This is a genomic window from Streptomyces sp. P13-3-3, from assembly GCF_050571355.1.
Classification (GTDB): domain Bacteria; phylum Actinomycetota; class Actinomycetes; order Streptomycetales; family Streptomycetaceae; genus Streptomyces; species Streptomyces althioticus.
On sequence record NZ_CP192228.1, the window covers coordinates 4,324,830 to 4,339,392 of the forward strand.

A 14,563-nucleotide genomic window follows, 5' to 3' on the forward strand; every position below is an offset into this window, starting at 1 on the left:
TGGAAGAGCCGCGCCACCGCCGCGCCCGCAGGACCCGGTCCCTCCCGCCCTCGTCCGCCAGACCGCCCGCGACCCGATCCGTTCCCCCGGGGGAGTTGGAAGCACCCGTGACCACCAGGACCGACCACACCGCCGACCGACCCATCTCGCTCACCGCCCCGAGCGGCATCGACCGCGCCGCGCACCACCGGCTCGACGAGGCTTGGCTCGCGGCGGCGTGGAGCCACCCCTCGACCCGCTGCTTCGTGGTCTCCGGCGGCCAGGTCCTCATCGACGAGGCACCGGACGGGCGCACCGAACTCGTCATGACCCCGTCCTTCGAGGCCCCGCTCACCGAGGCCCACCGCTACTTTCTCGGCATCGACGAGGACGGCGTCAGCTACTTCGCCCTGCAGAAGGACTCCCTGCCCGGCCGCATGGACGACTCCGCCCGCCCGGCGGGCCTGCGCGAGGCCGGGCTGCTGCTGTCCCCGCGCGAGGCCGGTCTGATGGTGCACGCCGTGGCGCTGGAGAACTGGCAGCGCCTGCACCGCTTCTGCTCCCGCTGCGGCGAGCGCACCGTCATCGCCGCCGCCGGCCACATCCGCCGCTGCCCCGCCTGCGGCGCCGAGCACTACCCGCGCACCGACCCCGCGGTGATCATGTCGGTGATCGACGACAAGGACCGCATCCTGCTCGGCCGCCAGGTCCACTGGCCCGAGGGCCGTTTCTCCACGCTCGCCGGGTTCGTCGAACCGGGCGAGGCCATCGAGGAGTCGGTGCGCCGCGAGGTGCACGAAGAGGTCGGCATCGCCGTCGGCGAGGTCGAGTACGTCGCCAGCCAGCCCTGGCCGTTCCCCTCCAGCCTGATGCTCGGCTTCGTCGCCCACGCCACCTCCTCCGAGATCAACGTGGACGGCGACGAGATCCACGAGGCCCGCTGGTTCTCCCGCGACGAACTGCGCGCCGCCTTCGAGTCCGGCGAGGTGCTGCCGCCCTACGGCATCTCCATCGCGGCCCGGCTGATCGAGCGCTGGTACGGCGAGGAGCTGCCCACCCGCAGCGCCTTCTGAGCCGGGAGGCCCGCACACGACGAAGCGGGCGGCCGGCCCCGTGAGGGACGGCCGCCCGCTTCGTGCGTCCGCGGGACGCTCAGACGCCGATCTTCTGCTTGACCTGCGCGAGCGAGGGGTTGGTGAGCGTCGAACCGTCGGGGAACAGCACGGTGGGCACCGTCTGGTTGCCGCCGTTCGCCTTCTCCACGAAGGCCGCCGACTCGGGGTCCTGCTCGATGTTGATCTCGGTGTACGCGATGCCCTCACGGTCCATCTGGCTCTTCAGCCGACGGCAGTAGCCGCACCACGTGGTGCTGTACATCGTCACAGTGCCCTGCATGCCTCTCGCGCTCCTTCGGCGGCTCGGGGAAGTCCTCGGTCTGTCGGGGGAACGTACTTGAAAGGGAAGGCATTCCCACCGGCCCCCCTCCGCAGGAGCCGGTGACGTGACGCTTGTCGCATTTGTACGACCGCGAGCCTTTCCCTGTGGACAACCGGCTCACCTGTCCCGGGCGACCTGGCAGCATGGCGGTGTGACAGCAGCAACGCACTCCACCCTCTTCCCGCGGGTCCCGGACTCGGCCGACGCGGTGCTCGAAGGTCTCGACCCCGAGCAGCGCGCCGTCGCCACCGCGCTGCACGGACCGGTGTGCGTGCTGGCGGGCGCCGGCACCGGCAAGACCAGGGCGATCACCCACCGCATCGCCTACGGGGTGCGCGCCGGAATCCTCCAGCCCTCCAGCGTCCTCGCCGTCACGTTCACCAACCGCGCGGCGGGGGAGATGCGCGGCCGCCTGCGCCAGCTCGGGGCCGTCGGCGTCCAGGCGCGGACGTTCCACTCCGCGGCCCTGCGCCAGCTCCAGTACTTCTGGCCCAAGGCCGTCGGCGGAACCCTGCCCCGGCTCGTCGACCGCAAGATCCAGCTGGTCGCCGACGCGGCCGCCGCCTGCCGGATCCGTCTCGACCGGGGCGAGCTGCGGGACGTCACCGCCGAGATCGAGTGGTCCAAGGTCACCCAGACCGTCCCCGCCGACTACACGGCCGCGGCCGCCAAGGCCGACCGGGAGACGCCCCGCGACCCCGCCGAGATCGCCCAGCTCTACACCGCCTACGAGGAGCTCAAGCGCGAGCGCTCCGTCATCGACTTCGAGGACGTCCTGCTGCTCACCGTCGCCGTCCTCCAGGACCGGCCCGACATCGCCGAGCAGGTCAGGGCGCAGTACCAGCACTTCGTCGTCGACGAGTACCAGGACGTCAGCCCCCTCCAGCAGCGCCTGCTGGAGCTGTGGCTCGGCGACAGGGAGAACCTGTGCGTGGTCGGCGACGCCAGCCAGACCATCTACTCCTTCACCGGCGCGACCCCGGACCATCTGCTCGACTTCCGCGTCCGTCACCCGGGCGCCACCGTGGTCAAGCTCGTCCGCGACTACCGCTCGACCCCCCAGGTGGTCCGCCTGGCCAACGGCCTGCTCGCCCAGGCGAAGGGCCGCGCCGCCGACCACCGGCTCGAGCTGGTCTCCCAGCGCCCCGCGGGACCCGAGCCGGTCTTCACCGAGTACACCGACGAGGCCGCCGAGGCCGAGGGCGCCGCCCGCCGCATCCGCGAGCTGATCGACTCGGGCGTCCCGGCGAGCGAGATCGCCGTCCTGTTCCGCACCAACTCCCAGTCCGAGACCTACGAGCAGGCCCTCGCCGATGCGGGCGTGCCCTACCAGCTGCGCGGGGCCGAGCGGTTCTTCGACCGTCCCGAGGTGCGCAACGCCATCACCGCCCTGCGCGCCGCCGCCCGCTTCGGCGGCAACGACGCGCTCCTCGACGACGCCCCCGACCTGCCCTCCCAGGTGCGGGCCGTGCTCTCCGGCAAGGGCTGGACACCCCAGCCGCCCGCCGGGTCGGGCGCGGTGCGGGAGAGCTGGGAGTCCCTCGCCGCCCTGGTGCACCTCGCCCAGGACTTCGCCGCCGCCAGGGCCGGCGCCACGCTCGCCGACCTCGTCGTCGAACTGGACGAACGGGCCGGCGCCCAGCACGCCCCCACGGTGCAGGGCGTCACGCTCGCCTCGCTGCACGCGGCCAAGGGTCTGGAGTGGGACGTCGTCTTCCTGGTCGGCGTCGCCGAAGGCATGATGCCGATCACCTACGCCAAGACGGACGAGCAGATCGAGGAGGAGCGCCGTCTCCTCTATGTCGGCGTCACCCGTGCCCGTGAGCACCTCCACCTCTCCTGGGCGCTCGCCCGCTCCCCGGGCGGCCGCGCGAACCGGCGCCCCAGCCGCTTCCTCACCGGACTGCGCCCCGGCTCGCAGGCCGTCGCCGGCCGCGCGGGCGCGGCGGGAGCGGGCGGAGTGGAGCGCGGCTCCTGGACGGCCGCGGCCACCGCGGTCCCCGAGCAGGCGCCGCGCCGCAGGCAGCGCACGCCCGCCCGCTGCCGCGTCTGCGGCCGCACCCTGACCGACGGCGGCGAGATGAAGCTGATGCGCTGCGAGGACTGCCCCTCCGACATGGACGAGGGCCTGTACGAGCGGCTGCGCGACTGGCGCGGCGAGCAGGCGCGACGCAGCGGCCAGCCGGCCTTCTGCGTCTTCACCGACAAGACGCTGATCGCCATCGCCGAGGCGGTCCCCGACGACGAGCACGAACTGGCCCGCATCCCCGGGGTGGGCATGCGCAAGCTGCGCCGTTACGGCGCGGACGTGCTGGCTCTCTGCGCGGGCCGGGACCCCGCCGAGGGGCAAGATCAGGACTGATCCGAACTCGTCGGAAAAATAGTTTGCGCATGCCCCGGGAATCCCCATAGGTTCTTAGCCACGGGGACAGCGGCCTTCTCGGAGGCCCTGATTCCGTGTTGTACTTGCATATCCGCGGACCGGTTCGCCCGGTCCCCCGAGACGCCGAGAGGAGGCGAGTCCAGTGATCAGCATCAACACCAGCACCAGCGTCAAACTGACCGATCGCTCGGCCGTCTCCCTGTGCATTCTCGGCGCCTCGAACCAGGGCACCGGTCTGTCCGGCATTCGTGCCGTCCGTCCGGCGTCCTCCCTCGCTCCCGCGGGCCTTGTCGTCCGTGAGCGCGATGAGCGACCGACCAAGGCACTGGAAGCAGCAGTAGTGGCACAGGCGCAGGCCTATGCCTTTGCGGCGGCCGGTGCCGGATTCCGGAAGCAGACGACGCAGCACCACCTGATGTGGGCCTTCCGTGGGCCAGAACCCTGGAGTGATCCAGCCTGATGTATCAGGCCGGCGCCTTCAGGGCCGCGGAACCCCACCCGGGATCCGCGGCCCTTCTGTTTGCCCGAACGGGGAGACAGGACAAGGCGCCTCGGGACAAGAAAAGAACCCGGTACCAGCCGCACACCCGGCCGACCGGCCGGAAACGACCAGACGAGGAAGACCAGCCGTGCAACTCGAAGCGCACGCCCCGTCCGTACCGCCTTCCGACACGATCCCCAAGCCCGGCTCCACGGAGGACCCGACCTTGACTCCGCTCACCGCGCTCACCGCGCTCGACGACGCCATCGAGAACCTCGGCGTACCCGTCCCGTGCCGCTCCTACGACCCGGAGGTCTTCTTCGCCGAGTCGCCCGCGGACGTCGAGTACGCCAAGTCCCTCTGCCGTACCTGCCCGCTGGTCGAGGCCTGCCTCGCCGGCGCCAAGGAGCGGCGTGAGCCCTGGGGCGTCTGGGGTGGCGAGCTGTTCGTCCAGGGTGTCGTCGTCGCCCGGAAGCGGCCGCGTGGCCGCCCGCGCAAGAACCCGGTCTCGGCATGAACACCCCCGGAACGATCGACCGCCCCCTCACGCACGACCCCCAGAAGCAGGCCCCGATGACGCCGTCCACCCACGAGCCCGCAGGCTCCGCGACCGAAGACTTCACCACCAGCGGTGCGAACGACTCGCGCCAGAACAGGACCCGAGAGATGCAACTCATCCCAGAAGCCCTGGCTCGTGCGCATATGCACGACCGACTGCAGGAGGCGCAACGGGAGAGGCAGGCCAGCGGCCTGCTGACCGCGCGCCGGATGCAGCGCCGCGCCGAGCGCGCCTCGCGGCGCGCCCGCCGGGCGCTCGCCATGGCGGTCATGCAGTAGGGCACACCGCCTGAAGCGACGGCCTCCCCAGCCGGAGGCCCCGATCTTCCCCGCGGGGGCCGGTCCGTGTGAACGGACCGGCCCCCGCGGTGCGTTGTGGAAGCGGTGCGCTCGGCACGGGGTTATCGTCGCCGCGTGACCAGTCCTCACGAAGGTGACGACGAGGGCTCCGCCGCGGAGACCGAGACGCTTGCCTGCGCCCGGTGCGGTGTCCGCGCCGACGGCCCGCCGCCGACCTGGGCCCTCTCCGTGGAGAACGGCGTCCGTCTGCACTACTGCGAACGCTGCTCCCGCGAGAACCTGCGCGCGATCGAGGGGCGCCTCGACTCGCGGTGGTGGTGAACACCCTGCCCCCCGACTCGGGCCCGCCCGGCCCGGGCGCGGTCAGGCCTGTGCCGCTTCCTCCTCCTCGCCCGGCTCCCCGGCGACGAACTCCGGCAGCCAGTCCTCCAGTTCGTCCCGCAGCCGCACCGTCGCCCCCAGCTGGCACAGCACGCCGATGGTGCTCAGCGTGACCCGGTGGATCAGCAGATAGGCCGGCGGCAGGTTGAGCTGCTTGGCCAGCTGGTGGGCGGGGGAGCGGACGTCCGCTATCCGGGCCGCCTGACTGCGCATCCACCCACGGGTGAAGGTGAACGCCTCGGCCCGGGCCGGCTCGATGATCGGTTCCAGGTAGTCGAGGACCGCGTCCGGGTCCAGTGCGACGGACTCCTTGACGAAGCCCTCCGCGCAGAGCATCTCGTAGACGGCCTCCGCCTCGCCGTCCAGCGTCATCCGCAGCGCCTCGCCGATGGGGGCGGGCAGCCCGCCCGGGAGCCGGTCGACCGTGCCGAAGTCCAGGACGCCCAGGCGCCAGTCGTCCTCGCCGCCGGAGCCTCCGGGCAGCAGACGGAAGTTGCCCGGGTGCGGGTCGGCGTGCAGCAGGCCCGTGCGGGCGGGCCCGGAGAACAGGAAACGGGCCAGGAGCTGTCCGGCCCGGTCGCGCTGCTCGTCGGTGCCGTCGGCGATGACCTCCGACAGCGGGGTGCCGTCGATCCACTCGGTGACCAGCACCTGCTCGCACTGGTGCACCACGTCCGGCACGACCACGTCCGGGTCGCCGGCGAACTCCTCCGCGTGCGCCCGCTGCGCCTGCGCCTCCAGGCCGTAGTCCAGTTCCTCTGAGACCCGGTCCTTCAGCTCCGTGATGAGCGGCTTGACGTCCATGCCGGGGACCAGCGGCCCCAGCAGCCGGGCGAAACGGCTCAGCTGGTTGAGGTCGGACAGCAGGGCCTCGCCGGCGCCCGGGTACTGCACCTTGACCGCGACCTCACGGCCGTCGTGCCACACGGCCCGGTGTACCTGGCCGATGGAGGCCGCCGCGGCCGGCTTGTCGTCGAACGTCCGGAACAGCTCCTGCCAGTCCTCGCCCAGCCGCTCCGCCAGCACCCCGTGGACCGTGCGGGTCGGCATCGGAGGGGCGGCCTCCTGAAGCTTGGTCAGTGCGGCGCGGTAGGGCCCTGCGACCTCCTCGGGCAGGGCCGACTCGAAGACGGACAGGGCCTGGCCGAACTTCATGGCGCCGCCCTTGAGCTCTCCCAGCACCTTGAACAGCTGGTCGGCGGTGCGCTGCTGGAGCTCCCGGCCGACCAGCTCCGCGGACTCGCCCACGATCCGCTTGCCGAGTCCCCAGGTGGCCCGCCCGGCGAAGCCGAGCGGGAGCGCGGCCAGCTTGGCGGTGCGGGTGACCGCCTTGCGGGGAAGATCAGACATGCGCCCTCCAGGTCCCTGCCGGCCGCTCCGCGTCCGCCTGACGGCGCGACTCCTGCGACGGCCCGTGCCCGGCCATTGTCTCGTGCGACCCCCCGTCGGCGGAGGTGTGTTCTCCCTTACCTTTCTCCGGGCCCCCGTCACTCCCGTCCGGTCCGGCGCCCGCGGCTCCGCACGGGCAGCGGCGGTGCGGCGCGACCGGCCGGGGCTGCCCATGGAGCTGAGGCAGGGACACCTCCCAGCGGGCGCCCGCGCTGGACGGGACCCGTCCGTCGAGGAAGGCCAGCGCGTGCGCGGCGGCCAGTCCCGCGACCGTCGCGGCCAGCCCGAGATCGCAGGCGCTCACCCTGCGCTGCCGGCCCGATCGCCACTGGGCCACCAGCCGCGGCCACGCCGGATCCCGGTCGATCCGGCCCTCCTGGAGACAGCCCGCGCACGCCGTCTCACCGGGCAGGACGAGCGGCCCCACCACACCGGTGCCCTCCACCACCCCGGCGTGGAGATGCGGAGTACCCGATGCCAGCAGAGGTTCGGCCGACACCGGATCCGGCGCGTGCACGGCGACGTCGTCCCGCGGGGCGAGCACCACCAGGGAGTGGCCGGTGACATCCTCGGCCAGGGGCGAACGGACCGTCCCGCGCGGAGGGCGGTCCGGCGCGCACCGGCGTACGAGCCGACGGGCCGCCTCCTCCCTGCGCTCGCCGACCGCCTCGGCCGGCAGCCCGCCCGGCGCCACGTCCCACGGCTCCACCCGGCCGACGTCCCGCACCTCGACCTGGCCGACGCCCGCTCCCGACAGCAGCGCCGCCACCGCCGCGCCCACCCGGCCCACACCCCGGACCTGCACCCGCATGCTCCGCCGCGCCGCCAGCACGCGCAGCGGGTCGCCCGGCCCGGCGGTGGTCAGGCCGAGCGACGCCCAGTCCGGACGGAGCCGGTCCAGCACCTCGGGTTCGCCGCGCAGGGCGTCGGCGGCCGGACCGCCGCCCCGGGAGTCGTCCAGCAGCCCCGCCCGGGACAGCCGCCGCACCAGCCGGTCGACATGACCGTCGGGCAGCTCCATGCGCCGGCCCTCCTCGCGCAGCAGCTCCAGTCCTCGTGTGCCGTCGAGCAGCTCGAGCAGGCTGCCCGTGGCCGTGTCCACCGGGCCCAGGGTGAGCGCCTGGGCCGGCGTCATCCCGAACTGCACGGTGTTCCGGTCGCGCCAGCCGCGCCTGAGGGCGGGCTTGAGCATCGGATGCATGACTGACCCCCGTCTGTCCTGAAACGTGCCTGATCCCTCGGCGACCAGGTGTGACACCTCTCACCGGCAACCCGGGTCCGTCACGGGTCCCGGCCGGCGCTGCCAGCATGCCCGGGCCCGTCGACAGGACGTCGAGAGTTGTCCACAGGTGCCCGAATTCGTCGCACAAATCCGGCGCTCGGTGACGGGATCGCCGGAGAAGCGTCCCGGAGCCGGGACTTCCCCCGGTCCAGCGGGTACGGTCGGGACGTGCCCGCCGACCCACTGCACCGCGCCGGAACGTCTCAGCGCAGCGCGAAGAGCCCGCCGACGGACGGCTCACGGGCGAGCGCGATCGAGGTCCGCAGGAGTGCCCGCCGACGCCGGACGGTCTCCGCGTACCGCGAGGGCGATCGCACCGTCGTGCTCATCCCCGCCCGCATGTCCGAGGCGGAGGAGCAGCGCTGGGTGCGCGTCATGCTCGACAAACTCGCCGCCCAGGAGAGCAGGCGGACCCTCGGGGACGCCGAGCTGGCCGAGCGCGCGCGGCGTCTGTCGGAGCAGTACTTCGACGGACGGGCCCGCCCCCGCTCGGTGCGCTGGGTGACCAACCAGAACACGCGCTGGGGTTCCTGCACCCCGTCCGACGGGAGCATCCGCCTGTCCCACCGGCTCCAGGGCATGCCGGAGTACGTCGTCGACTACGTGCTCTGCCACGAGCTGGCGCACCTTCTGGTGCCCGGGCACGGACCCCGGTTCTGGCGGCTCCTCGAGGCGTACCCGCGGACCGAACGGGCCCGCGGATACCTCGAGGGCGTGGTCGCGGCCGAGCGCCTGCCGCACGTCCCCGGCGCCCGGGACGAGTGACACCGCCCCGCACCGGCCCGCCCGGACGCCTCCCGGTGTGAACGCGGAGCGAGGGCTCCTGCGCGTTGTGTACCGGGTCTGTACCGACTTCATCCGCTGTCGGGGATTGCCGTTAGCCTGGCGCGACGCACTCACATACGGGATGGGGGACGGTCGTACGTATGGCCAGGGAATTCCAACGCGGCCACAAGGCCAGGATCAGTGACCTCACCGCGGGCACGGACCTGTACGTCGGGGTACAGATCGCCGGCCCGGGGCTCAGCTTCGACATCAGCTGCTTCGGACTCGACGCCGACGAACGGCTCTCCGACGACCGGTACTTCATCTTCTACAACCAGCCGAAGTCCCCCGAGGAATCCATCCAGCTGCTGGGCGCCCAGGCGGGCGACACGGAGTCCTTCCGCGTGACGCTGGACCGGATCCCGCAGCAGATCAAGAAGCTCTCGTTCACGGCGACCGTCGACGGCGCCGGGCAGATGTCGCAGGTCGGTCCCGGGTACATCCGTATCGTCGCCGGCGGCGAGGAAGTGGCGCGGTACCCGTTCAACGGCTCGGAGTTCAGCACCGAGCGTGCCGTGATGCTCGGCGACTTCTACTTCAAGGACGTGTGGCGGTTCGCCGCCGTCGGACAGGGCTTCGACGGCGGTCTCGACGCGCTCCTGCGGAACTTCGGCGGCGAGGTGGCCGAGGACGAGCCGGCGGCGCCCGAGCCGCAGCAGGCCCCGCAGCCGCAGGCCCCGCAGGCCGCGCCCGGTTTCGCCCCGCCCGCCTTCGGCGCCCCCGGAGGCGGCGCGCCGGCCCCCGCTCCCGCTCCCGAGCCGCAGCCCGCCCAGGGGTTCGCGCCCCCGCCGGCCCCCGCTCCCGCCACGCCGCCGGTGCACTCCGCGCCGACCATCGTGGCGCCCATGCAGACCCCGCCCGGCGGCTCGCCGGTGCCGCCCCCGGCCCCCGCGCCCGCCCCGTACGGCGGCCAGACGCCTCCGCCGCCCCCGGGTTACGGACAGCCGCCCGCCCCGCCGCAGGCCCCTGCCCCGCCACCGGGCTACGGCGGGACCCCGGCCGCGCCGCAGGCCCCCGCGCCTCCGCCCGGCTACGGCATGCCGCCCGCCGCCCCGCAGGCGCCCGCCCCGCCGCCCGGCTACGGACAGCAGCCCCCGCCCGGACAGATGCCGCCGGGTCAGATGCCTCACCAGCAGGCCCCCTACGGCGCACCCCAGGGCATGCCGCACGGCGCACCGCAGGGCATGCCGCCCGCCGCACCGCAGACGCCCGGCGTCCTCGGCGCGCTCCAGCAGTTCAAGGAGACGCCCACCGGACAGCGCTGGACCCAGCAGAACAAGAAGCTGGTCCGCGCCGACCTGAGCATCGGCGGCACCCCCGTGCTGGCCCGCCAGGGCAGCATGGTGCTCTACCAGGGCAAGGTCGACTTCAGCTACAAGGGCGCCGGCTTCACCGGCCGTCTCGTCGGCAACGCCACCGGTCAGGAGATGCAGCTGATGCGCTGCACCGGCCAGGGACAGGTGTTCTTCGCCGAGGACGCCACGATGCTGCACCCGATCGAGCTCCAGGGCGACGCCGTGTGCGTCTCCGCGGAGAACGTCCTCGCCTTCGACGAGGGCCTCCAGTACGAGGTCCGCCGCATCGAGGGGCACGGCATTCCCGGCGGCGCGCTGTTCACGATGCAGTTCCAGGGCACCGGCACGATCGTCGTGAAGACGCACGGCATCCCCGTGGTGCTGCCCGTCACGCCCACCACGTTCGCCGACGCCAACGCCGTCGTGGCGTGGTCGGCCGCCGCCCAGGTGGTCGTCTCCAGCCAGGTGCGGATGCGCCGCGACTCCTACCCGGGCGCCACCGGCGAGAGCGTGAACCTGCAGTTCCGGGGAGCGCCCGGCAACTTCATCGTCGTCCAGCCGTACGAGATCTGAGGGAGCCCGTCATGAACCAGCCACTCGCGGGCTACGCCCCCGCACCCGTCACCGCCCGCATGGAGAACCACGGCAACCACATGCTGAAGGTCGCCATGCAGACCGGGCACGACCTCTTCGCGCGCGTCGGCTCGATGGTCGCCTACGAGGGTTTCATCCAGTACGAGCCCAGCCCGTCCGCCGTCCGCCAGATCGCCAGGGACTGGGTCACGGGTGAGGGCGCGCCCCTCATGAAGTGCACCGGTGACGGCCTGCTGTACCTGGCCGACTACGGCGCCAACGTCGTCGTGATCAACCTCAACGGCGAGGGCATCTCCGTCAACGCCACCAACCTGCTCGCCTTCGACGCGCATCTGACCTGGGGCGTGGAGCGGGTCAAGGGCCTGGCGAAGTTCGCCGGACAGGGCCTGTGGAACACCAAGATCTCCGGCCAGGGCTGGGTCGCGCTGACCTCGCGCGGCAAGCCCATCGTCGTCGACTGCGGAGGCGGCGAGGACGAGACGTACGTCGACCCGGACGCGCTGGTCGCCTGGTCCCCGAACCTCAAGGTCAAGGGCAAGCGCAGCTTCCGCGCCCAGTCGCTGATCGGCCGCGGCAGCGGCGAGGCCTACCAGATGGCCTTCTCCGGTCAGGGCATCGTCGTCGTCCAGCCCAGCGAGGACAGCACCGACCGCCTCCGGGTCCGGGGCTGAGGGGGAACAGCACACCATGCAGAGTCCGCTTTTCGCGCACAACGAGCAGCAGACCCAGGACCGCTGGAGCCTGCAGAACGGGCAGATGCTCAGGGTCGCCCTCGAGGGGACCGACGACATCCTCGCCCGCAAGGGCGCCATGGTCGCCTACCAGGGGCTCGTCGAGTTCGACGCCGAGTACCGGAGCAACCAGCAGGCCCGCGCGCGGGCGCACACCGGTGAGGGCCTGGACCTGATGCGCTGCCACGGGCAGGGCACCGTCTACCTCGCCAACCTCGCCCAGCGCATCCACATCATGGACGTCGAGCAGGACGGCCTGACGGTCGACAGCAGCTACGTCCTGGCGATGGACTCCTCGCTGCACCACGAGGTCATCGCCGTCGACAGCCTCTACGGCATCTCCGGCTCGGGGAAGTACCAGCTCAACATCACCGGCCGGGGCAAGGTCGCGCTGATGACCTCGGGCATGCCGCTGCTGCTCCAGGTGACGCCGGACAAGTACGTCAACTGCGACGCCGACGCCATCGTCGCCTGGTCCACGTCACTGCGGGTGCAGATGCAGGCCCAGACGCACTCCTCCGGGGTGTGGCGGCGCCGCGGCAGCACCGGCGAGGGCTGGGAGCTCAGTTTCATGGGCAACGGGTTCGCGTTGGTCCAGCCGAGTGAACTCCTGCCTCCGCAGAACGCCCAGATCGGCGGCGGCCTCGCCGCGCAGTACGGCATGGGCCAGCAGGGAGCCCGTGGGCAGAACCAGGGCAACGTCTGGAGCTGAGGCCCCGGACATCCGAAAGGGGCCGCGCCTTCCACGAGGCGCGGCCCCTCTCGCGCGTCTCAGGCGCCGAGCCTCGCGCGCGTGGCGTCGAGCAGCCGTACGACCGAGTCGTCCGCCACCTGGGGCACCTCGTCGTACGGGAACCAGCGCACGTCCAGGGACTCGTCGCTGACCGCGTGCACGGCGTCCGGCGTGGCCAGGGCCGCGTACTGCACGTCGAAGTGGAAGTGGCAGGGCGGCGGGATGGGATGCCGGTCCAGCCGCACCGGACCGCCCGGCAGGAGCGTCAGACCCGCGACGCCGGACTCCTCGGTCGCCTCCCGCAGCGCCGCCGCCGCGAGGGTGGCGTCACCGGGCTCGCAGTGGCCGCCCATCTGGAGCCACATCCGCAGCTTCCGGTGCAGGGTCAGCAGCACCCGGCCGCGCTCGGGGTCGACCACCAGCGCGCTCGCCGTGAGATGCCCGGCCCCGCACGCCTTCCACAGGCCGTCCGGATGCGCCGCCAGATGCTCCAGGTAGGCGTCCCTCAGGTCGGTCTGGTCCTCGTACGCCTTGAGGACCAGCACCGCGTCGTCGTGCAGGCTCACTCGGTGCCGTCGCCCTTGCCCTCGTCGCCCTTGCCGTCCTCGTCCGCGGCGTCCGCGTCCTCCCCGGCGTCCTTCTTGCGCAGGTCGGGCCTGTCGGCGGCCTCGCCAAGCATCTTGTCCAGCTCGGAGAAGTCAATCTGCTCCCGGTGCACGAAGCCGTCCGGGTCGTCCAGGTCGGTCGCCGTCGGCAGCATGTCCGGGTGCGCCCACAGCGCGTCCCGGCCGTCCACCCCGCGCGCGTCGGTGAGCGAGGCCCACAGACGCGAGGCGTCGCGCAGCCGGCGCGGACGCAGCTCCAGGCCGATCAGCGTGGCGAACGTCTGCTCGGCGGGACCGCCCGATGCGCGGCGGCGGCGCAGCGTCTCCCGCAGGGCGTCCGCCGACGACAGGCGCGGCTTGGCCGCCGCGTGCACGACCGCGTCCACCCAGCCCTCGACGAGCGCCAGCGCCGTCTCCAGACGGGCCAGGGCGGCCTTCTGCTCGGGCGTGTCCTCCGGCTGGAACATGCCCTGCTGGAGCGCCTCCTGCAGCTGCTCCGGGTTCTGCGGGTCGAACTGGCCGACCACGTCCTCCAGCTTGCCGGTGTCGACCTTGATGCCGCGGGCGTAGCCGTCGACCGCGCCGAACAGGTGCGACCGCAGCCACGGGACGTGCGCGAAGAGACGCTGGTGGGCGGCCTCGCGCAGGGCCAGGTACAGCCGCACCTCCTCCTGCGGGACGCCCAGGTCCTTGCCGAAGGTCTCGATGTTCAGCGGCAGCAGCGCGGCCTTGCCGGCCGGGCCCAGCGGCAGGCCGATGTCGGACGAGCCGACGACCTCGCCGGCGAGCACGCCGACGGCCTGGCCGATCTGCGTGCCGAACATGGCGCCGCCCATGGAGCGCATCATGCCGATCAGCGGGCCGGCCATGGCCTGCATCTCCTCCGGCAGGACGTCGCCCATGGCGTTCCCGACGCGCTCGGCGACCGGGTCGACCAGCTCCCGCCACGCGGGCAGGGTCGCCTCGACCCACTCCGCGCGGCTCCACGCCAGCGCGGAGTTCGCACCGGACGGCAGGGAGGTGGCGTCGTCCAGCCACAGGTCGGCCAGCCGGACGGCGTCCTCCACGGCCCTGCGCTCGGCGGGGCCCACGCTGGCGTCCTTGGAGCCCTGCGCGGTGCCCTGGGCGACCGTCTGGCGGGCGATCTGCTTGGCCATGTCCCAGTTCACCGGCCCGCCCTCGTAGGAGAGCATCTGGCCGAGCTGCTGGAACGCGGCGCCCAGATCGCCCGGGTTCATCGACCCGAACATCGCGGCGAACGGATTGTCCGCGCCGGAGCCGCCAAAGCCGCCCGCCCCGGGCGTGCCGAAGCCGAACGGGTTGGCCGGGCCCTGACCACCGCCGCCCTGCGGGTCCTTCTTCTTGCCTTCGTCGCCGTCGTCCGGCTCCTCCGGCGGAAGGCCGAATCCGAATGGGGTGTCACTCACGGGTTTCCTCGGCTTGTAGGGCCACCGGTTCTTTCCGGCGGCACGGCTGCCCGACAACACCACCCAGCGTAGACACCTGAGACGGTTCGGGCCTCGGTGCTTCGCCGACAGGAGGCCTGCGGCAGGATGGATGCCACCTGGTACGTACGCGTCGCTTGCGCTC

Annotated in this window: 15 protein-coding genes; 10 read left to right on the top strand and 5 right to left on the bottom strand. The window is 72.7% G+C overall.

From position 1 onward, the window contains the following. Window positions 1–107: 107 nt before the first annotated feature. Complete coding sequence (gene nudC / locus ACQZOG_RS19855; RefSeq protein ID WP_058916921.1) at window positions 108–1,052, top strand: NAD(+) diphosphatase; 945 nt, start codon at window positions 108–110, stop codon at window positions 1,050–1,052. Between the two features lie 79 nt (window positions 1,053–1,131). On the opposite strand, the gene ACQZOG_RS19860 is transcribed toward nudC, so the two are convergent. Next, window positions 1,132–1,374, bottom strand: a complete 243-nt coding sequence (locus ACQZOG_RS19860; RefSeq protein WP_033272097.1) for a mycoredoxin — start codon at window positions 1,372–1,374, stop codon at window positions 1,132–1,134. A gap of 193 nt (window positions 1,375–1,567) precedes the next feature. Between ACQZOG_RS19860 and ACQZOG_RS19865 the strand changes: the two genes are divergently transcribed. The 5 genes from ACQZOG_RS19865 to ACQZOG_RS19885 all read left to right on the top strand — a co-directional run bounded on the left by ACQZOG_RS19865 (window position 1,568) and on the right by ACQZOG_RS19885 (window position 5,459). Next, window positions 1,568–3,778: an ATP-dependent DNA helicase UvrD2 gene (locus ACQZOG_RS19865; protein WP_430741696.1), complete on the top strand. Its 2,211-nt coding sequence runs from the start codon at window positions 1,568–1,570 to the stop codon at window positions 3,776–3,778. 163 nt (window positions 3,779–3,941) lie between these two features. Continuing rightward, entirely contained in the window at window positions 3,942–4,259 is a 318-nt protein-coding gene (locus ACQZOG_RS19870; RefSeq protein ID WP_078493004.1) for a hypothetical protein, read from the top strand. A 169-nt stretch (window positions 4,260–4,428) separates the two neighbouring features. After that, window positions 4,429–4,797, top strand: a complete 369-nt coding sequence (locus ACQZOG_RS19875; RefSeq protein WP_006134966.1) for a WhiB family transcriptional regulator — start codon at window positions 4,429–4,431, stop codon at window positions 4,795–4,797. Further along, entirely contained in the window at window positions 4,794–5,117 is a 324-nt protein-coding gene (locus tag ACQZOG_RS19880; protein WP_019522857.1) for a hypothetical protein, read from the top strand. The genes ACQZOG_RS19875 and ACQZOG_RS19880 overlap by 4 nt, the downstream gene beginning before the upstream one ends. Before the next feature lie 135 nt (window positions 5,118–5,252). Further along, a complete protein-coding gene (locus tag ACQZOG_RS19885; protein WP_430741697.1) occupies window positions 5,253–5,459 on the top strand; it encodes a hypothetical protein in 207 nt (68 codons plus the stop codon). 42 nt (window positions 5,460–5,501) lie between these two features. Here the strand turns inward: ACQZOG_RS19885 and ACQZOG_RS19890 are convergent, their stop codons facing one another. After that, complete coding sequence (locus tag ACQZOG_RS19890) at window positions 5,502–6,869, bottom strand: ABC1 kinase family protein (RefSeq protein WP_399606369.1); 1,368 nt, start codon at window positions 6,867–6,869, stop codon at window positions 5,502–5,504. Further along, complete coding sequence (locus tag ACQZOG_RS19895) at window positions 6,862–8,109, bottom strand: ThiF family adenylyltransferase (RefSeq protein WP_430741698.1); 1,248 nt, start codon at window positions 8,107–8,109, stop codon at window positions 6,862–6,864. Before ACQZOG_RS19895 ends, ACQZOG_RS19890 begins: the two co-directional genes overlap by 8 nt. A gap of 249 nt (window positions 8,110–8,358) precedes the next feature. On the opposite strand from ACQZOG_RS19895, the gene ACQZOG_RS19900 reads away from it, so the two are divergent. The 4 genes from ACQZOG_RS19900 to ACQZOG_RS19915 all read left to right on the top strand — a co-directional run bounded on the left by ACQZOG_RS19900 (window position 8,359) and on the right by ACQZOG_RS19915 (window position 12,347). Then, window positions 8,359–8,955 (top strand): M48 metallopeptidase family protein, encoded by a 597-nt coding sequence (locus ACQZOG_RS19900; RefSeq protein ID WP_037641447.1) that lies wholly within the window; start codon window positions 8,359–8,361, stop codon window positions 8,953–8,955. Window positions 8,956–9,116: 161 nt separating this feature from the next. Continuing rightward, entirely contained in the window at window positions 9,117–10,883 is a 1,767-nt protein-coding gene (locus ACQZOG_RS19905) for a TerD family protein (protein ID WP_354796153.1), read from the top strand. An 11-nt stretch (window positions 10,884–10,894) separates the two neighbouring features. Continuing rightward, window positions 10,895–11,575 (top strand): AIM24 family protein, encoded by a 681-nt coding sequence (locus ACQZOG_RS19910; RefSeq protein WP_033272090.1) that lies wholly within the window; start codon window positions 10,895–10,897, stop codon window positions 11,573–11,575. 16 nt (window positions 11,576–11,591) lie between these two features. Continuing rightward, window positions 11,592–12,347, top strand: coding sequence for an AIM24 family protein (locus ACQZOG_RS19915; RefSeq protein ID WP_033272089.1), 756 nt, complete (start codon window positions 11,592–11,594; stop codon window positions 12,345–12,347). A gap of 59 nt (window positions 12,348–12,406) precedes the next feature. On the opposite strand, the gene ACQZOG_RS19920 is transcribed toward ACQZOG_RS19915, so the two are convergent. Further along, a complete protein-coding gene (locus tag ACQZOG_RS19920) occupies window positions 12,407–12,934 on the bottom strand; it encodes an NUDIX hydrolase (RefSeq protein ID WP_033272088.1) in 528 nt (175 codons plus the stop codon). Continuing rightward, a complete protein-coding gene (locus tag ACQZOG_RS19925; RefSeq protein ID WP_033272087.1) occupies window positions 12,931–14,400 on the bottom strand; it encodes a zinc-dependent metalloprotease in 1,470 nt (489 codons plus the stop codon). The genes ACQZOG_RS19920 and ACQZOG_RS19925 overlap by 4 nt, the downstream gene beginning before the upstream one ends. Between the last annotated feature and the right edge of the window lie 163 nt (window positions 14,401–14,563).